This is a genomic window from Pandoraea capi (genome assembly GCF_902459735.1).
GTDB lineage: Bacteria > Pseudomonadota > Gammaproteobacteria > Burkholderiales > Burkholderiaceae > Pandoraea > Pandoraea capi.
The window spans coordinates 40,202-58,939 of record NZ_CABPRV010000013.1; the positions used below are offsets into that span (position 1 = coordinate 40,202).

Annotated in this window: 16 protein-coding genes and 1 pseudogene; 10 read left to right on the forward strand and 7 right to left on the reverse strand. The window is 62.8% G+C overall.

Annotation, left to right across the window (positions count from 1 at the left end):
• Positions 1 to 43: 43 nt before the first annotated feature.
• Entirely contained in the window at positions 44 to 553 is a 510-nt protein-coding gene (locus tag PCA20602_RS22125; RefSeq protein ID WP_083254314.1) for a MarR family winged helix-turn-helix transcriptional regulator, read from the reverse strand.
• Between the two features lie 297 nt (positions 554 to 850).
• Here PCA20602_RS22125 and typA point away from each other — a divergent pair, with 297 nt between their 5' ends.
• Together typA and PCA20602_RS22135 are read left to right on the forward strand one after the other, a co-directional pair.
• The gene (gene typA, locus PCA20602_RS22130; protein WP_150723040.1) at positions 851 to 2,674 is read left to right on the forward strand and encodes a translational GTPase TypA; all 1,824 of its coding nucleotides are present in this window, start codon (positions 851 to 853) and stop codon (positions 2,672 to 2,674) included.
• Positions 2,675 to 2,953: 279 nt separating this feature from the next.
• Positions 2,954 to 4,075, forward strand: coding sequence for an enoyl-CoA hydratase/isomerase family protein (locus PCA20602_RS22135; protein WP_150723041.1), 1,122 nt, complete (start codon positions 2,954 to 2,956; stop codon positions 4,073 to 4,075).
• Positions 4,076 to 4,249: 174 nt separating this feature from the next.
• Here the strand turns inward: PCA20602_RS22135 and PCA20602_RS22140 are convergent, their stop codons facing one another.
• The 3 genes from PCA20602_RS22140 to PCA20602_RS22150 form a co-directional block, all read right to left on the reverse strand.
• The gene (locus PCA20602_RS22140; protein WP_150723042.1) at positions 4,250 to 4,672 is read right to left on the reverse strand and encodes a hypothetical protein; all 423 of its coding nucleotides are present in this window, start codon (positions 4,670 to 4,672) and stop codon (positions 4,250 to 4,252) included.
• 240 nt (positions 4,673 to 4,912) lie between these two features.
• Positions 4,913 to 5,566, reverse strand: coding sequence for a transcriptional repressor LexA (gene lexA, locus PCA20602_RS22145; RefSeq protein ID WP_150723043.1), 654 nt, complete (start codon positions 5,564 to 5,566; stop codon positions 4,913 to 4,915).
• Between the two features lie 313 nt (positions 5,567 to 5,879).
• A complete protein-coding gene (locus tag PCA20602_RS22150) occupies positions 5,880 to 7,391 on the reverse strand; it encodes an FAD-dependent monooxygenase (RefSeq protein ID WP_150723044.1) in 1,512 nt (503 codons plus the stop codon).
• A 54-nt stretch (positions 7,392 to 7,445) separates the two neighbouring features.
• Here PCA20602_RS22150 and PCA20602_RS22155 point away from each other — a divergent pair, with 54 nt between their 5' ends.
• The 8 genes and pseudogenes from PCA20602_RS22155 (at position 7,446) to PCA20602_RS22185 (ending at position 14,518) form a co-directional block, all read left to right on the forward strand.
• Entirely contained in the window at positions 7,446 to 8,093 is a 648-nt protein-coding gene (locus PCA20602_RS22155; RefSeq protein ID WP_150723045.1) for a TetR/AcrR family transcriptional regulator, read from the forward strand.
• A gap of 172 nt (positions 8,094 to 8,265) precedes the next feature.
• On the forward strand, positions 8,266 to 9,297 hold the full coding sequence (locus PCA20602_RS22160; RefSeq protein WP_150723046.1) for a sulfate ABC transporter substrate-binding protein: 1,032 nt from the start codon (positions 8,266 to 8,268) through the stop codon (positions 9,295 to 9,297).
• Between the two features lie 18 nt (positions 9,298 to 9,315).
• Positions 9,316 to 10,179, forward strand: a complete 864-nt coding sequence (cysT, locus tag PCA20602_RS22165; protein ID WP_069344912.1) for a sulfate ABC transporter permease subunit CysT — start codon at positions 9,316 to 9,318, stop codon at positions 10,177 to 10,179.
• Between the two features lie 73 nt (positions 10,180 to 10,252).
• Complete coding sequence (cysW, locus tag PCA20602_RS22170) at positions 10,253 to 11,158, forward strand: sulfate ABC transporter permease subunit CysW (RefSeq protein ID WP_150723047.1); 906 nt, start codon at positions 10,253 to 10,255, stop codon at positions 11,156 to 11,158.
• A gap of 46 nt (positions 11,159 to 11,204) precedes the next feature.
• Positions 11,205 to 11,940 (forward strand): annotated as a pseudogene (locus tag PCA20602_RS22175) (sulfate/molybdate ABC transporter ATP-binding protein); the annotation flags it as partial.
• A 104-nt stretch (positions 11,941 to 12,044) separates the two neighbouring features.
• Positions 12,045 to 12,281, forward strand: coding sequence for a TOBE-like domain-containing protein (locus PCA20602_RS26430; protein WP_425495706.1), 237 nt, complete (start codon positions 12,045 to 12,047; stop codon positions 12,279 to 12,281).
• 167 nt (positions 12,282 to 12,448) lie between these two features.
• Positions 12,449 to 13,387: a CysB family HTH-type transcriptional regulator gene (locus tag PCA20602_RS22180; RefSeq protein ID WP_069344915.1), complete on the forward strand. Its 939-nt coding sequence runs from the start codon at positions 12,449 to 12,451 to the stop codon at positions 13,385 to 13,387.
• A gap of 90 nt (positions 13,388 to 13,477) precedes the next feature.
• Complete coding sequence (locus PCA20602_RS22185) at positions 13,478 to 14,518, forward strand: asparaginase (protein WP_150723049.1); 1,041 nt, start codon at positions 13,478 to 13,480, stop codon at positions 14,516 to 14,518.
• Between the two features lie 261 nt (positions 14,519 to 14,779).
• Here PCA20602_RS22185 and PCA20602_RS22190 read toward each other — a convergent pair whose 3' ends face one another.
• The 3 genes from PCA20602_RS22190 to gcl form a co-directional block, all read right to left on the reverse strand.
• A complete protein-coding gene (locus tag PCA20602_RS22190; RefSeq protein ID WP_256388793.1) occupies positions 14,780 to 15,802 on the reverse strand; it encodes a 2-hydroxy-3-oxopropionate reductase in 1,023 nt (340 codons plus the stop codon).
• Between the two features lie 151 nt (positions 15,803 to 15,953).
• The gene (gene hyi, locus PCA20602_RS22195) at positions 15,954 to 16,745 is read right to left on the reverse strand and encodes a hydroxypyruvate isomerase (RefSeq protein ID WP_150723050.1); all 792 of its coding nucleotides are present in this window, start codon (positions 16,743 to 16,745) and stop codon (positions 15,954 to 15,956) included.
• Between the two features lie 226 nt (positions 16,746 to 16,971).
• Positions 16,972 to 18,738, reverse strand: a complete 1,767-nt coding sequence (gene gcl / locus PCA20602_RS22200) for a glyoxylate carboligase (RefSeq protein WP_069344919.1) — start codon at positions 18,736 to 18,738, stop codon at positions 16,972 to 16,974.

The window sequence follows — 18,738 nt, forward strand, 5'->3', positions numbered from 1 at the left end:
AAATCAATGGATTCCGGACGTTTTCAGGATCGGTTCGCCGACGTCATCCGACTTCGCCGTTGGCAATCACCCGTCGCAGCAGACTCTTCAGAAATCCCACTTCTTCCACGCTGAAACCACGCATCAGATGATCGGCAGCGCGCGTAAAGATGTCCGGCATCCGGTCGGCCATGGCATAGCCGGCCTCGGTCGCACTCAGGTTCACGGTGCGTCGGTCCATCTTGCTGCGCTCGCGAACGAGCAGTCCGTGGGCTTCGAGCCGGTCGAGCAGCCGGGTCACGGCGCTGGCATCTATACAGTAGTCACGCGCCAGATCGGCCGCTGTCTTGCTTTTGCCCGTCGCCACCTTGTAGAGCATGGTGGCCTGCGTGCTCGTGAGACCGTACTGCGACGTTTCCTTCGTCAATTCCGCCAGGATCAACTGACGCACACGCGCCACCAGGTACCCGAGCGAATCGTCGATGTTGTAGCCGTCACGTGGGGGATCGGCTTGCGGCGCTTCCGGCTGAGACGTCGGCACGGTCGCGGAGGAAGTCACAGGAGGTTCGGACATTTTCGTGCTGCTGCAATAGTTGACTTGTCACGATTATAGCGGGTACTTAATTAATTTCAAGTCGATGCAATAGTTGACTAAGCAAATATTGCGATGAAAATTAGACGAAATGCTCTAGGATGGTGCGCTGCGGGGGAATCCGAGGGACGCGGAAGGGGAGGATGTCACCCGGAAATTTCGTGACGCCCGTGAGTCAGCGAAGGGCGGCGTTGTTGCAATGCAGAAAGGCCATGACGCGAGACGCATGCAAGTGGTAGAATCGCGGATTCTCCAAAGGCTTTTTCGAGCACCTCTTTCATGACCCGCGCTCTCCGTAATATCGCCATCATCGCGCACGTCGACCACGGCAAAACCACGCTCGTCGACCAGTTGCTGCGCCAGTCGGGCACCTTCCGCGAAAACCAGCAAGTCGCTGAACGCGTGATGGACTCGAACGACATTGAAAAAGAGCGCGGCATCACGATCCTCGCCAAAAACTGCGCCGTCGAATACGAAGGCACGCACATCAACATCGTCGACACGCCGGGACACGCGGACTTCGGCGGTGAAGTGGAGCGTGTGCTCTCGATGGTCGACAGCGTGCTGCTGGTCGTCGACGCCGTCGAAGGCCCGATGCCGCAAACGCGCTTCGTGACCCGCAAGGCCCTGGGCCTCGGTCTGAAGCCGATCGTCGTGGTCAACAAGATCGACCGTCCGGGCGCACGTCCGGACTGGGTCATCGATCAGACGTTCGACCTGATGGACAAGCTCGGCGCGACCAACGAACAGCTCGACTTCCCGGTCGTCTACGCTTCGGCCCTGAATGGTTTCGCGAGCCTTGATTCGAACGTTCGCGAAGGCACGATGAAGCCGCTGTTCGACGCGATTCTCGAACACGTGCCGGTGCGCGACGCCGATGCAGACGCGCCGCTGCAATTGCAGATCAGCTCGCTCGATTACTCGACGTTCGTCGGCCGTATCGGTATCGGCCGTATCACGCGTGGCCGCATCAAGCCGGGCCAGCAAGTCGTGATGCGTTCGGGCCCGGACGGTGAAATTCTCAAGCGCAAGATCAACCAGGTCCTGACGTTCAAGGGTCTGGAGCGCGTGATGACGGAAGAAGGCGCACAAGCCGGCGACATCGTGCTGATCAATGGTATCGAAGACGTGGGTATCGGCGCGACGATCTGCGACGTGGAAACGCCTGAAGCGCTGCCGCTGCTGACCGTCGACGAACCGACGCTCACGATGAACTTCTGCGTGAACACGTCGCCGCTCGCCGGCCGTGAAGGCAAGTTCGTGACGAGCCGTCAGATCCGCGACCGTCTGGACAAGGAACTGAATCACAACGTGGCGCTGCGCGTGAAAGATACCGACGAAGATTCCGTCTTCGAAGTGTCGGGCCGTGGCGAACTGCACCTGACGATTCTGATCGAGAACATGCGTCGCGAGGGCTATGAACTGGCCGTGTCGCGTCCGCGCGTGGTGCTCAAGGAAATCGACGGTGTGAAGCACGAGCCGTACGAAATGCTGACCATCGACCTGGAAGACGAACATCAGGGCGCGGTCATGGAAGAAATCGGCCGCCGCAAGGGCGAAATGCTGGACATGGTGTCGGACGGCCGTGGCCGTACGCGCCTCGAATACCGCATCCCGGCACGTGGTCTGATCGGCTTCCAGGGCGACTTCCTGTCGATGACCCGTGGTACGGGCCTGATGAGCCACATCTTCGATGCCTACGCCCCGCTCAAGGATGGTTCGCTGGGTGAGCGTCGCAATGGCGTGCTGATTTCGCAGGACGACGGCGCTGCCGTGGCCTATGCATTGTGGAAGCTGCAAGATCGCGGCCGCATGTTCGTGTCGCCGGGCGACGCGCTGTACGAAGGCATGATCATCGGTATCCACAGCCGTGACAACGATCTCGTGGTCAACCCGATCAAGGGTAAGCAGCTCACGAACGTGCGTGCGTCGGGTACCGACGAAGCCGTGCGTCTGGTGCCGCCGATCGCGCTGAACCTCGAATACGCCGTGGAATTCATCGACGACGATGAGCTGGTGGAAGTCACGCCGCTGACGATTCGCCTGCGCAAGCGTCACCTGAAGGAACACGAGCGCAAGCGCGCCTCGCGCGAAGAGAAGTAAAGCCGGCGACGGTGTGCGCGGTGCGATGGATGTGAGTTCATATGCCGCGATGCCAGTCTGTTGGAAGAAAAGCCGGTGCCTTGCGCCGGCTTTTTTGTTTGCCGTGTCCCGTCTCGTTTGTCGTTTTGATGGTGTCTTTGCTCGCGCCGAGTGCTTGAGGGCAATGTCCCATGTGCGCCGGCGGTCAATCCCCCTGGGGATCGTGACGTGCCTTTGCCGGATGATCGGCGGAGCCATGCCAGATCCATTTCGTTGACGCTTGTGAATCGTTCACCAGACATGACCGAATTTGTTCGAACCGAAATCCGAGGCCGCATCGGCTTTATCACGCTGGCACGTCCGAAGGCGCTCAACGCGCTCTCGCACGACATGATTCGTGCGATGGCGTCGGCGCTTGCCGAATGGCGCGACGATCCGGCGGTGCTGGGTGTGGTGTTGCAGGGCGAAGGAGAGAAGGGCCTGTGCGCTGGTGGAGACATTCGCTATTTCCATGAGGCGATCGGTGCCGGGCGCACGGACATCATGGATTTCTTCACCGACGAGTACGTGCTGAACTACACCATTGCTTCGTATCCGAAACCGTACATCGCGCTGATGGATGGTGTCGTGATGGGCGGTGGTATGGGAATTTCACAAGGGGCTGCGCTGCGTATCGTAACGGAAGCCACGCGCATGGCGATGCCGGAGACGGCTATCGGTCTGTTCCCCGATGTCGGCGGCGGCTTCTTTCTCGCGAACCTGGCGGGTCATCTCGGTGAATACCTCGGGACAACGGGTGTCGTGTTTGGCGCTGTCGACGCATGCGAAATCGGTCTGGCCGACGTGGTGCTGCCGCGTGCCTCGCTGTCGGCACTGTGCGAACACCTCGCCAGCAGCGATTGGCCTGACAGCGACGCCGTGCTCGACGCCGCGCGGCGTTTCTGTCGCGAAAGTCTTCCCCCGGCAGGGCTCGCGCCAGGCAAGCTGGCACTGTTGCGCGACGTCATCGACGAGCACTTCGCGCTGGCCGACATGCCTTCGATCCTGAAGGCGCTCAAACTCGAAGCGCGTTGCGAGTATTCAGGTTGGGCGGAGGAGACGGAAGACCTGCTGCGTACCAAGCGCTCGCCGCTCATGGTGTGTGTGGCGCTGGAACAGGTACGTCGCGCACGCAAACTGTCGCTGGCGGACGAACTGCGCGAAGAGTGGTTGATGATGCGCAGTGTCTTCAACCTCGACGGTCGCATGGGCGCCGAAGGCGTAGAGGGCATTCGCGCAATGGTGGTCGACAAGGACCACAAGCCACGTTGGCAACACCCGAGCATCGAAGCGGTCAAGCCGGAAGACGTCCGGCGATTCTTCGACGGCGAACGGTGCGGCGCAGACAATCCGCTACGCGACCTCGGCAAGTCGCCCGAATAAGCCCGCGCTCGCCCTCGATCGATGTATCGGATCTGCGATCCGGCATCGTCGGTAGTTTCGAGGTTTTGAGCGCAAGCCGACGATTCCATCGGCGATACCGTCAACAAGTCCGACACGCGCGTGCTACCTCTGCGACCAGGGGCGATGCGTGGGTCGTCGGTGGCACGACTGAGGTTACACCGCCGCCTGACAGAACTGTTCGCCGACGGCCTGATCGAGCTTGCGGCAAATGTCTGCGAACGTGCCGACCATCACGATGTGCGACATATCGCGATAGACGCGCACGTCATGACTTTTCTCTACCGCCTGGCTGTCACGCCGCGCTTGCGGTTCGCGCAGATCACGCGATGCCTTGCCGGCTTTTCCGGCGGGGCAGGCGCGACGCGTGGCCGTCGCCATGGCCGCCGCAATCGTGCGTGGCAACGTTGTGGTGCGAGTGCGCGCGGGCACCGTGTAGGAGCGGGCGATGGCGGGGGCTGATGCGAACGGGCCGGACAACGCCGACAGTCCGTACACCGCCGAGAGTCGCGTCTGTGACGACACGCGCACGCGCGGTTGACCAAGCGACGTACGCAGCAAACCTAAGAGTCGAGCCATGATGCGATCCTTCTTCCAATGCGGGTCAGAGGGACGTGTTCTGCTGTCTGGTGAATCTTTGATGGCGCGGCGAAATCCGGTGCAAGAAGGCTTCGCAATGCGTCATCACAAATCACGGGCGCAGCAGGGCACGGGCGCCGGACCCAGCCCGGCGCAGTCGGAAATGCAAAAACTTCAGGGAGTGGGGCGACGCGCTACGTTGCTACGTCAGGCCGCCCCGGTATTCGCGCTGAACGACCGTCAGAGATCGTTATTGCGGATCAAGCCGACCGCAATCCCTTCCAACGCAAAATCACCACTGCCTTCGTCGACATTGATGTTTTCGAAGTCGGGGTTTTCGGCAATCAGTTCGACGCCGCCCTTCACGCGGTGAAAACGTTTGACGGTCACGTCGTCGCCGATGCGGGCCACGACGATCTGGCCTTCACGTGCGTCTGCGGCTTTCTGAACCGCGAGCAGATCGCCGTCGAGAATGCCGGCATCGCGCATCGACATCCCGCGCACCTTCAACAGGTAGTCAGGCTGGCGCGCGAACATGTTCGGGTCGCACTGGAAGTTACGTTCGATATGTTCCTGCGCCAGAATCGGGCTACCCGCAGCAACGCGCCCGACCAGCGGCAGCGACAGTTGCATCAGGCCCATATGCGGCAACGTGAACTGGTGGGCGCCACCGGCGTCGTCAAGACGCTTGAGGCGAATGCCGCGCGACTGACCGGCCGCAAGCTCGATCACCCCTTTGCGCGCCAGCGCCCGCAGGTGCTCCTCCGCAGCGTTGGCGGAAGAAAAGCCCAGCTCGGCGGCAATCTCCGCGCGCGTCGGCGGAAAGCCGGTGCGTTCGATCGCTTGCTGAACCAGTTCGTAGACCTGCTGTTGACGGGCGGTAAGTTTGATCATGGCATCACTGTATGGAAGCACAGGTGGCTGTATTTTTGTACAGTGTTTGCAAAAACGCAAGGGAAAACTTCATGTAGTGGATGAAGTTCCTGCCACACGTCCCCGGCGTTGGGGCGTTCGGATAGCCCGGCACGGCCATGCGACGGGCTTCCCGTCCTGGGAGGCCCGCCGCGGATGCCTTGGCGGCTGACCTGTCCATTCGGACGATGGTGAGCGTGCTGCCCGCGTTCTCTACGCGTACACGCAATCTGCGGCGTTTGAATATGACGTGGTTACGCCGCCGCGGCGTCGGCCGTCGCCACGGTAGTATTCATCAGGCCGCAAACCACTGGCGCAGGGCATCCCTCAGACCGTCGACATCATCGGCGCGATCGCCTTCATTGCGCCATGCAATGCAGGTGTCGGGGCGCAACAGCATCGACGGCCCTTCGCTCACCGTCACGCAACGAACGCTCGGAGTCACGGCGGCGACGATCTGCGATGCGCGTTGCCAGGGCGTCGCGTCGAGCAACACGCCGTTGCCTTCCTGCATGGCGTCGTAGAGGTAGACGCCATCGGCAAGCTGCCAGTCACCCGCGAGTCGACCGATGTCAGGATGGTGGGCTTCGGTGGCACCAAGGTCGTAGCGTGTCGACACACCGGTCATCATCTCGCCGATGAAGCGATTGACGTCGTCGAAGTCCATCAACCGGGCGATGAGATCGCGCATCGCCCCCGATTGCGGATCGGGCCGCAGGATCGCCACCTGCGCACGCGTATTCGCCAGCACTGCTTCGGCCACGGGCCGGCGCTCGGCCGTGTAGGTCGAGAGCAGGCTGTCCGGCATGTCGCCCCGGATGACGGCGGCAAGTTTCCAGCCGAGATTGGCGGCGTCGAGCAAGCCCAGACTCAGACCCTGCCCACCGAAGGGGGAGTGCACGTGGGCAGCGTCGCCGGCGAGAAACACGCGCCCCAGCCGGTAGGTGTCGACGAGTCGCGTGTTGTCCGCCCATCGGCTTGCACTGTGCAACGTGCTCACGCGGACGTCTTTCCCGCTGGTGCGGCGCAGGACTTCCTCGATCTCCTCTCGTGTCACTGGCGCCTGACGGTCGGGGGGCGGGCCGGAAAAGTCGAGCATGAAGAGGCGTCCGGGCACCGGGCCGTAGCAGAACACGCCGTGCGCCGTGCGATTCCAGCCGACAGGGACCAGCAGCTCCGGATGGTCGACATCCGCGATGGCTTGGTAGAACGTGAGCGTCGGCTCGGTGCCGGGGAACGCAAAGCCGCTCAACTTGCGTACGGTGCTGCGTCCGCCGTCGCAGCCGATGAGGTAATCGGCCCGAAGATGACCGTCGCCTGACGGCGAAGTCCAGCGCACTTGCACGCTGTCGTCCGATGCCTCGACGGCGGTGATGTCGTGCTCGCGACGTACGTCGATACTCAACGCCCGCGCCCGTTCGGCCAGCATCGCTTCGAGGCTTGGCTGATCGACATGCCGAGGCCGGCGATCAGCATCGGCCTGAGCGTCGCGCCGAATGAGGGAAAGCCCGGCGAAATGGCCATTAAACTTTGACGCGCGTACCCGCAGGTCCGACCCCGTCTGTTCGGTGAACGCGCGCATGGCGTCAGCGCCGCGCGCCTGCGCCTCGTTCACGGCAGCGCGCATGCCGCGCCGCAGTAGCGCTTCGCCTGCCAGTGGCCCGAAGGAGAGCGCCTTCATCGCCTGACTTGGTGAGGCCAGGCGCTCCAGCACGACCACTTGTGCACCGCCGAGCGTCAGTTCGATGGCGCTCAACAGACCGACCGGCCCGGCACCCGCAATTACCACATCAATGTGTTTCGTCATATACTTCGTATATAAATGTACTGAGTATATGTAAACTAGATCATCGGAAACGACATGTCAACGCCAACCGATTTGAAATCACTGAGGTCACGCAAGCGCCTTGCCACGCGACAGGGCATTTCCAACGCGGCGACGCGGCTTTTCCACGAGCATGGGTTCGATCACGTGACGGTGGACCAGATCGCCGCCGCCGCCGACGTGGGCCGCATGACGGTTTTCAATCACTTCCCGCGCAAGGAGGACATGTTCTTCGACCGCGACGAGGAGGGGCGTGACGCGCTGCGCGAGGCGATCCGTGGGGGCGCTGACGGCGTATCGCCGGTCGAAGCGTTGCGTCTGCTGGCGCACCGGCTGGTCGCGCAAGGCAGCCCGTTCGTGGACTTCTCGGCACAAAGCCAGGGGTTCGTAAAGACGATCGAAGGCAGCGAAACCCTCAAGGCGCGTGCCCGGGCGATTCGGGACGAACTGGCCGACGTGGTGGCGCAGGCTCTGGCCGAGCGCGCCGGATGGGCGTCGCCGGACGTGCAGGCCCAACTGGCGGCCGCGCTGCTACTCGCGGCCTGGACGGTCGCCTTCCTGCACGCGCACCGGACTTTCCGGGAAACGCAGGACACCGCTGTCGCCCAGAAAAGCTTCCTGAGCCTTGTGGATCAAGGCGCAGTGGCGATCGTGACGGCATTGGCAGGCTCCCCTTACGTCTGACGGACGGTATTCATCACGCGAAAAGCCCTCTCACGGGGTGTTCGCGGTCATCAGCACAAATTCTCTAATCCTTATTCCGGCATAAACAAAACCGAAAATATTATTTTTAATTATTTAGACGGACTCATAGACTGGCCTCCTACACACGAGAAGCAAACAAGGAGTGCAAGTCATGAGCAAAGCAGCACGGGGATGGAAAGCTAAGAAGCTGGTAGTCGCGCTGGGCGGTCTGACATTGGCCGCCGGCATGACGATTCAGGCGCAGGCCGCAAGCCTGTCGCTGCTCAACGTGTCGTACGACCCGACGCGCGAGCTGTACGCCGATTACAACAAGGCTTTCGAAGCCCATTACAAGCAAGTCTCCGGCGACACGGTGACGGTGAAGGCCTCGCACGGCGGCTCGGGCAAGCAGGCCCGTACCGTGCTCGATGGCGCACCCGCCGACGTCGTCACGCTCGGCATCTCGGCCGACATCGATGAACTGGCTTCCGCCGGCCTCGTGAACAAGGACTGGCAGAAGCGTCTGCCGGACAACGCCACGCCGTACACGTCGACCATCGTGCTGCTGGTGCGCAAGGGCAACCCCAAGAACATCAAGGACTGGAACGACCTCGCCAAGCCGGGCATCAGCGTGGTGACGCCGAACCCGAAGACGTCGGCCGGCGCTCGCTGGAACTACCTCGCGGCCTGGCTCTACGCGCTCAAGCAACCGGGCGGTAATGAGCAGAAGGCAAAGGAATTCGTGGGGGCGATCTATAAGAACGTCGGCGTGCTGGATTCGGGCGCGCGTGGGGCGACCACGACCTTCGTGGAGCGTGGCATCGGCGATGTGCTGATCGCCTGGGAAAACGAAGCGCTGCTGTCGGTGAAGGATCTCGGTCCGGACAAGTTCGACATCGTGGTGCCGTCGTCATCGATCCTGACGGAGCCGCCGGTGGCCATCGTCGACAAGAACGTGGACAAGCACGGTACCCGCAAGGCCGCCGAAGCCTATCTGCAATGGCTGTACTCGCCGCAAGGTCAGGAAATCGCCGCGAAGCACTTCTATCGTCCGCGTTCGCCGGAAATCGCCAAGAAGTATGAGGCGCAGTATCCGAAGCTCAAGCTCTATACGGTCGACGCCGATCTGGGCGGCTGGACGAAGACGCAGGCCAAGCACTTCGCCGACGGCGGCATCTTCGACCAGATCTACACCAAGAAGTAATCAGGCAGGGACCTTCGCATGAGTACCGCACTCTTTCCTCTGTGGCGTAAGCCAAGTGCCTTGCCGGGCTTTGGCCTGACGATGGGCTACACCGTCGCGTACCTGAGCCTTGTGGTGCTGGTGCCGTTGCTGATGGTCTTCATCAAGGCAAGCTCGCTCGACTGGGCGAGTTTCGTCACCGCCGTGAGTTCGCCGCGCGTGCTGGCGTCGTACCGCCTCACGTTCGGCATCTCGCTCGCGGCGGCGTCGCTCAACGCCGTGTTCGGTTTCATCCTGGCGTGGGTGCTGGTGCGCTACACGTTCCCGGGCAAGCGCTTCGTCGATGCGCTGATCGACCTGCCGTTCGCGTTGCCGACTTCGGTGGCGGGCATCGTGCTCGCCGCGATCTACGCGCCTAACGGCTGGGTCGGACGCTGGTTCGAACCGCTCGGTATCAAGATCGCCTTCACGCCGCTGGGTATTTTCGTGGCGCTGACCTTCATCGGTCTGCCGTTCGTCGTGCGCACGCTGCAACCGGTGCTCGAAGAGTTCGAGCGCGAGCAGGAAGAAGCGGCGGCCTGCCTTGGGGCCACGCGCTGGCAGACGCTGCGTCACGTGATTCTCCCGGCGGTGTTGCCGGCGTTGCTGACGGGTTTTGCGCTGGCGTTTGCACGTGCCGTCGGCGAGTACGGCTCGGTCATTTTCATCGCGGGCAACATCCCGATGGTCTCCGAGATCACGTCGCTGCTGATCATCACCAAGCTCGAACAATATGACTTTGCCGGCGCGGCGGCGCTCGCCGTGGTCATGCTGCTGATCTCGTTCGTGCTGCTGTTGCTCATCAATACCCTGCAATGGTGGCTGCAACGTCGTCATTCGGGCCGTCGTGCCAGCGGTTTGTAACTGGCTGACGTCACCAGGCACAACACACAGATCACGCACAACCCGGTCCGCCTTCGAAGAGAACGTTTCGATCATGTCCGATTCACTCACACTGTCGCGCGCCTTGCCGCAAACCGCCAAGGCACGCCAATCCGATCCGACCGACGAGCCCGCGTTCGTCAAGGCCATTCTCATCGGCGTAGCGCTGCTGTTCTTCGCGCTGTTTCTCGTGCTGCCGCTCGCCTCGGTGTTCGTCACGGCGCTAGGCAAGGGGGTCGCCGCTTACTGGGATGGCCTGACCAACGACGACGCGCTGTCGGCCATCCGCCTGACGCTGTTGATCGCGGTGATCGCCGTACCGCTGAATCTGGTGTTCGGGGTCGCGGCATCGTGGGCGATCGCGCGCTTCGAATTCCGGGGCAAGAGCGTACTGACCACGCTCATCGACCTGCCGTTTTCCGTATCACCGGTCGTGGCCGGGCTGACATTCCTGCTGATCTTCGGACGTCAGGGGCCGCTGTGGGATTTTCTCGACGCGCACAACCTGAAGATCGTGTTTGCATTGCCGGGGCTGGTGCTCGCGACGGTGTTCGTCACGTTCCCGTTCGTCGCACGTGAACTGATTCCACTGATGCAGGCGCAGGGCAGCGAAGAAGAAGAGGCGGCGCGCGTGCTGGGCGCGAGCGGCTGGCAGGTGTTCACGCGCGTGACGCTGCCGAAGATCAAATGGGGTCTGCTGTACGGCGTGATTCTGTGTAATGCCCGTGCGATGGGCGAGTTCGGCGCGGTGTCCGTTGTCTCGGGCCATATCCGCGGTGAGACGAACACGCTGCCGCTGCACGTGGAAATTGAATACAACGACTACCACACGGTAGGGGCTTTTGCGGCGGCGTCGATTCTCGCGCTGCTGGCATTGGCAACGCTGGCCTTGAAGCTCTGGGCCGAACACAAGCTGGCGCAGGACAAGGCGGCGCGTCGTGCAGACGCCGTGCAGGCCTGAAGCGCCATCTCCGGCATCGTCAGATCAAGCATCGAGGAGCAAGACAATGAGCATCCAGGTACAACAGGTTTCGAAACGCTTCGGCGACTTCAACGCGCTCGACGACGTCAGTCTCGAATTCCCGACCGGCGAACTGGTCGCGCTGCTCGGGCCGTCGGGCTGCGGCAAGACCACGCTGCTGCGCATCGTTGCCGGGCTGGAATTCGCCGATGCCGGGCGCGTGGTGCTCAATGGTGAGGACGTGGCGTCCGTGGGCACGCGTGAGCGCCAGGTCGGTTTCGTGTTTCAGCACTACGCGCTGTTCCGTCACATGACGGTGTTCGAGAACGTGGCATTCGGTCTGCGTGTGAAGTCGCGCCGCGATCGTCTGTCCGATGCCCAGATCCGTGCCAAGGTGCATGAGTTGCTTGGTCTGGTGCAACTGGACTGGCTGGCCGATCACTATCCGGCGGAACTATCCGGTGGCCAGCGTCAGCGTATCGCGCTGGCCCGTGCGCTTGCGGTGGAGCCGAAAGTGCTGCTGCTCGACGAGCCGTTCGGCGCGCTCGACGCCAAGGTGCGCAAGGAGTTGCGCAGCTGGCTGCGCCGTTTGCATGACGAGCTGCACATCACGACGATTTTCGTCACGCACGATCAGGAAGAGGCGCTCGAAGTCGCCGATCGCATCGTGCTGATGAATCGCGGCAAGGTCGAACAGATCGGCGCGCCGCAGGATGTCTATGACACGCCGGAAAGTGCGTTCGTCTACGAGTTTCTCGGCGCGGCGAACCGGCTCTCGGGTGAGTTGCAGACGCACGATTTCATTGCCGATGCGGGCCAGTACCGCGTGACGGTGCACAAAGACGACTTGCCGGCGGTGCCGCAGGACGGGCGGGCAATTGCGTATGTGCGTCCGCACGATCTGGCGCTGGTCAATGCGAACGATGGCGGTCCGGGGATCGACGTGGCCGTGCGTCGCGCGATTCCGCTGGGCGGCACCGTGCGCGTGGAGCTTGCCGCGCCCGGCGACGCCGTGTGGGAAGCCGAACTCACGCGCTCGGGCTGGAAGGCGCTCGGCGCGGATGCCGGCACCCCGGTGCGCGCCGTGCCGCGTCAGTTGCGGGTGTTCTCTGCGCAGGCATGAGTTGCCGGTGGGAGTCGCAGGCAAGGGGCCGCACACGGTGACGTTGCATGACATTGCGTGATGTCGGGCGGCATCGATCGACAGGACAACAAGTTGTACGTATTCAAACAGACGTGGCAGACATCGTCGACGTCATGGACAGACAAGTAACAGGGCGGAGTTAGATCATGAATTTCCAGCAATTGCGCTACGTGCGCGAAGCGGTGCGCCAGAACCTTAATCTGACGGAAGCGGCGAGTGCGCTGTACACGTCGCAGTCGGGCGTGAGCAAGCAGATCAAGGATCTGGAAGACGAACTCGGTGTGGACGTGTTCGTGCGTCGCGGCAAGCGCCTCACCGGCCTGACCGAGCCGGGCAAGGCGGTGCTGCAACTGATCGAGCGCATGCTGCTCGACGCCGAGAACCTGCGCCGCGTGGCGCGCCAGTTCGCGGATCAGGACAGCGGGCATCTCGTCGTGGCCACGACCCACACGCAGGCGCGTTACGCGTTGCCGCAGGTGATCAAGCAGTTCACCAGCGTCTACCCGAAGGTGCATCTGGCGCTGCGCCAGGGCAGCCCGCGCCAGATTGCGCAGATGGTCATCGACGGCGAAGCCGACATCGGTATCACGACCGAGGCGCTCGACCGCTTTCCCGATATCGTCACGTTCCCGTGCTATTCATGGCACCACGTGGCGGTCGTGCCGAAGGACCACCCGCTTGTGGGCCGCGAGAACGTGACGCTCGCCGACATCGCCGAATATCCGATCATCACGTATGACGGCGATTTCACCGGACGCTCGCACGTGGACAAGGCGTTCACCGATCAGGGACTGGTGCCGGATATCGTGCTCACCGCGCTTGATACGGATGTCATCAAGACGTACGTGGAACTGGGGCTGGGCGTGGGGATCGTGGCGGCGATGGCCGTCGACCCGCGCAAGGACCAGGATCTGGCGGTGCTGGAGCTGGACAACGCGTTCGAGCCCAGCACCACGCGTATCGGCCTGCGTCGCGGGGCGTTCCTGCGCTCGTATGCTTATCGGTTCATTGAGATGCTCGCACCGGCGCTCAAGGAGCAGGAAATCTCGACACAACTGCGCGAAGCGCTGGAATTCGCGGCTTGAATGGCCCCCTGAAGCCGGATCCCGCTCTCGTGGCGGGATCGATATTTTCAGCGATTGGGAAGCGGGGCAGTATTGGATACAATCGCTGGCATGACCTTGACCTCATTCAACCCGATTCCTCACTACACCGTGTCCTCCGGTGAGCTGCCGCGCATTGCGCTGCTCGCCACGGGCGGCACGATCGCGGGCAGCGCGGCCGACGCCACGCGCACCGCCGGTTATCAGGCCGGGGCGCTCGGTGTTCAGGACCTGCTCGCCGCCGTGCCCGCGCTGGGCAACGTCGCGCATATTCACGCGGAACAGGTCGCGCAGATCGACAGCAAGGACATGAGCATGTCGCTGTGGCAGAAGCTCGCCGCACGCGTGAACGCCTTGCTCGCGCAGCCTGATGTGGCTGGCGCCGTGATTACGCACGGCACCGATACGCTCGAAGAGACCGCGTATTACCTGCATCTGACGATCAACAGCCGCAAGCCCGTCGTGCTGACGGCGGCGATGCGTCCGGCCACGGCACTCTCGGCCGACGGTCCGCTCAATCTGCTCAACGCTGTGCGCGTGGCGACCGATCCGATCTCGGGCGGGCGCGGCGTGATGGTCGCCATCAACAACCAGATTCACTGCGCGCGCGACGTCATCAAGACGAGCACCTACAAGGTCGATGCGTTTCACTCGCCGGAAATCGGCGTGCTCGGCTGGGTGCAGGACGAACGCGTTGCGTTTCAGCGGGAACCGCTGCAATACCACACCGTCGAGAGCGAGTTCGTCGGCTTGTCCGGCGAATTGCCGGCGGTGGAAGTGGTGTCGAGCTATGCGGGTGTGTCGCGCATTGCCGTCGATGCGCTGGTGGAAGCCGGTGTGCAAGGCATCGTGGTCGCAGGCACCGGTAATGGTTCGCTGCACTTGTTGCTGCAACAGGCGCTGGCCGAGGCGGTGCAGCGCGGGGTGACGGTCGTGCGCGCGTCGCGTGTGGGCAGCGGCCACGTGATGCATAACGGTGCCGCGCCGGACGATCAGTACGGCTTCGTGAGCACCGGCAATCTGCATCCGTACAAGGCGCGCGTGCTGCTGATGCTGGCGTTGCAGGCCGGTGTGCCGCGCGAGCGCATGCAGAGTCTGTTCGACGAGTACTGATCAAAAAAATACGGCGCCAGTCGCACTTTCGCTCGACTCGCGCCGTGACGCTCGGCAGGGCGTCTGTGGACGTCCTCGCCAGTACACTCTGGTACTTCTCTCACTTCTCCCTGCTTTTTTGCCTGCGGACGGCTTTTTTCTGTCAGCCGTTTGCTTCGTCTTCTCGCGAACTACGCGGTGCGACACCCGCCATGCCGCCATGCCACGCATGACGGCGTTACGGCCGACGGGCGCCTGTCGTTCCTTTGATGGTCTGCCGGATTACGCGACGGTATGGTTCGCGAGCATTTCCAGCGCACGCACCATGCCCGAGTGATCCCACGCTGCGCCACCGTTGGCGGCACAGGCGTTGAACAGTTCTTGCGCGGTGGCCGTGTTCGGCAGCGACACGCCGAGGGTCTTCGCCGTCTGAAGCGCCAGGTTCAGATCCTTCTGGTGCAGGGCGATACGGAAGCCCGGCTCGAAGTTACGCTTGACCATGCGCTCGCCGTGCACTTCCAGAATGCGCGACGATGCAAAGCCGCCCATCAGCGCTGCACGAACCTTGGCGGGATCGGCACCGGCCTTCGAGGCGAACAGCAGGGCTTCGCCCACGGCTTCGATCGTCAGGGCGACCACGATCTGGTTGGCGACCTTGCACGTCTGGCCTGCGCCGCTTTCGCCCACGAGCGTGATGTTCTTGCCCATGAGTTCGAAGAACGGCTTCACGTCGTCGAACGCGGCTTGCGAGCCGCCGACCATGATCGACAGCGACGCGGCCTTCGCGCCCACTTCGCCGCCCGAGACCGGTGCGTCGAGGTATTCGCAGCCGAGTGCCTTGATCTTCTTGGCGTATTCCTTGGTTTCGATCGGCGAGATCGAGCTCATGTCGACGACGATCTTGCCGGCGGAGAGGCCTTCGGCCAGACCGTCCTGACCGAACAGCACGGCGCCGACGTCAGGGGTGTCGGGCACCATCACGAACACGATATCGGCGCGCTTGGCGACTTCCTTGGCCGACGTGCAGACGGTGGCCTGACCATCGATCAGGTCTTGCGGGGGCGTGCGGCGCTCGTACAGGAACAGCTTGTGACCGGCGTTTTGCAGATGCTTTGCCATCGGCGCGCCCATGATGCCCAGACCAATAAAACCGAGTTGTGCCATTTCGAGACTCCTTGTTGCCAAAGTTTGAAGTGTTGTTGCCGGGCGCCGGACGAGCAGGGCGCCAAGGCGTGAGCGGCATCGATGCCGTGCATGCCTTGTGATTGACGCGTCCCCCGGACTCCGGCCGCATGCCCCCTGCATGCGGCCGGCGGGGCCCTTCCTCGTCGAAACCCGGTCGGGCGGCGCGACGCACCGGATGCGCCGTCACCGTCATGTCTTGCGCACTGCGCCGGGGGAGGCGAGGTGCGGTTGAACCGGGGGTGTGCGGGTCAGGCTCGTGCGTTCGTGCCGCTCAGGCGGCTTCGCGCAGGCCCGCAGCCTTGAACCAGCCGAGGCCGTCGGTCGTGGTCGTCGCGGGCTTGTACTCGCAGCCGATCCAGCCCTGATAGCCAATGCGATCGAGGAACGCAAACAGGTACGCGTAGTTGATTTCGCCCGTGCCCGGTTCGTTGCGGCCCGGGTTGTCCGCGAGTTGCACGTGAGCGATGCGCGCCAGATTCGTCTCGATGGTCTTGGCCAGTTCGCCTTCCATGCGCTGCATGTGATAGATGTCGTATTGCAGGAACAGATTGTCCGAGCCGACGGCGTCGAAAATCTCCAGTGCCTGCTTCGTCCGGTTCACGAAGAAGCCGGGAATGTCGTACGTGTTGATCGGCTCGACCAGCAGACGGATGCCTTCGGCTTTCAGGGCGTCGGCGGCGAAGCGCAGGTTGCCCACGAGCGTTTCCGTGGCGGCTTGCGTCGACAGGTCGGCGCTTTGCTTGCCCACGAGGCAGTTCAGTTGCTTCACGCCGAGCGCCTTGGCGTAGGTGATGGCTTCGCCCACGCCGTCGCGGAACTCGGCCACGCGATCCGGGAAGATGGCGATGCCGCGCTCGCCCGCATCCCAGTTACCGGCGGGCAGGTTGTGCAGCACGAGGTCGAGCTGATACTGGTTCAGCTTGTCGGCGATCTGGTCGCGGTGAAACGCGTAGGGGAACAGAAACTCCACGCCGCGAAAGCCCGCTGCGGCGGCCGCCTTGAAGCGGTCGAGGAACGGCACCTCGTTGAACAGCATGGTCAGGTTGGCGGCAAATTTCGGCATTGCGCTGACTCCTCTCTCTTTTTTAGGGGGTGGTTTCGACGATTCGATACAAGGGTGATGCTTGGGTGAGCCGGGGTACGACTGGGTGTCGCCAGGTATTGCGTGGTATTGCTTGATGTGGCTCGGTGCTGCTGGATTGCGGAGCGCGTGCTTTGGCCGTTACGGGGTCTAGCCGAAAGCGGAGGGGACGCACGCGCCCCGCAAACCGTTGGCAGTGCTGGCGGACTTAGGCCGACACTGCGTCGTCTTCTTCCACGACGTCGATGATTTCTTCGAACTCATTGACGTTGTTGATTTCCGTGCCCATCGCAATGTTGGTCACGCGCTCGAGAATCACTTCCACGATCACCGGCACCGAGAACTCGGCCATCAGCTTGCGGGCCTGAGCCAGCGCCGGCTGAATGTCGTTCGGCTGGAACACGCGGATGGCCTTCACGCCGAGGCCTTCGGCCACCTTCACGTGATCCACGCCATAACCGTTCAATTCCGGCGAGTTCACGTTCTCGAACGCGAGCTGCACGCAGTAGTCCATGTCGAAATTGCGCTGCGCCTGACGGATCAGACCCAGGTACGAGTTGTTCACCACGACGTGGATATACGGCACCTTAAACTGGGCAGCCACGGCCAGCTCTTCGATCATGAACTGGAAGTCGTAGTCGCCCGAGATCGCCACGACGTCCGACGACGGCGATGCGACCTTCGCGCCGATGGCTGCCGGCACCGTCCAGCCCAGCGGGCCGGCCTGACCGCAGTTGATCCAGTGGCGCGGCTTGTTCACGTGCAGGAACTGCGCAGCGGCGATCTGCGACAGACCGATGGTCGAGACGTAGCGCACGTCGCGGCCGAAGAACGCGTTCATTTCCTGATACACGCGTTGCGGCTTGATCGGCACCTGATCGAAATCGGTACGACGCAGCATGGTGCGCTTGCGCTTCTGGCAATCGGCGACCCATTGCGAACGGTCCGGCAGACGGCCCGCGGCCTTCAGTTCCTTGGCGACTTCTACGAACAGGGTCAGTGCCGCCTTGGCGTCGGAGACGATGCCGTAATCGGGGCCGAACACGCGACCGATTTGCGTCGGCTCGATATCGACGTGCACGAACTTGCGACCCTTGGTGAAGACATCCACGCTACCGGTGTGGCGGTTCGCCCAGCGGTTGCCGATACCCATCACGAAATCGGAGGCGAGCATCGTCGCGTTGCCGAAGCGGTGCGACGTTTGCAGACCGACCATGCCCGCCATAAGCGGATGGTCGTCGGCGATGGTGCCCCAGCCCATGAGCGTCGGCACGACCGGCACGTTGACCGTCTCTGCGAACTCGACGAGCAGATCGGCGGCGTCGGCGTTGATCACGCCGCCACCCGAGACGATCAGCGGACGCTCGGAGGCGACCAGCATCTGAATCGCCTTCTCGATCTGGGCACGCGTGGCCGCAGGCTTGTACACCGGCAGCGGTTCATACGTTTCGGGATCGAATTCGATCTCGGCGACCTGCACGTCGAACGGCAGATCGATCAGCACCGGACCCGGACGGCCCGAGCGCATCAGATGGAACGCCTGCTGGAACACGCGCGGCACGAGCGCGGGTTCACGCACCGTCACGGCCCACTTGGTGACAGGCTTGGCGATCGACTCGATGTCGACAGCCTGGAAATCTTCCTTGTACAGACGGGCGCGCGGTGCCTGACCCGTGATGCAAAGGATCGGAATCGAATCGGCTTGTGCCGAGTACAGGCCGGTAATCATGTCCGTGCCTGCCGGACCCGAGGTGCCGATACAAACGCCGATGTTGCCGGCTTCCGCACGGGTGTAGCCTTCGGCCATGTGCGAGGCGCCTTCGACGTGGCGTGCGAGCACGTGCTCGACGCTGCCGGCCTTGCGCAGTGCCGAATAGAACGGGTTGATGGCGGCGCCGGGAACGCCGAATGCGGTAGTGATGCCTTCCTTCTCCAGCACGCGGACGGCGGCCTCTACGGCGGTCATCTTGGCCAT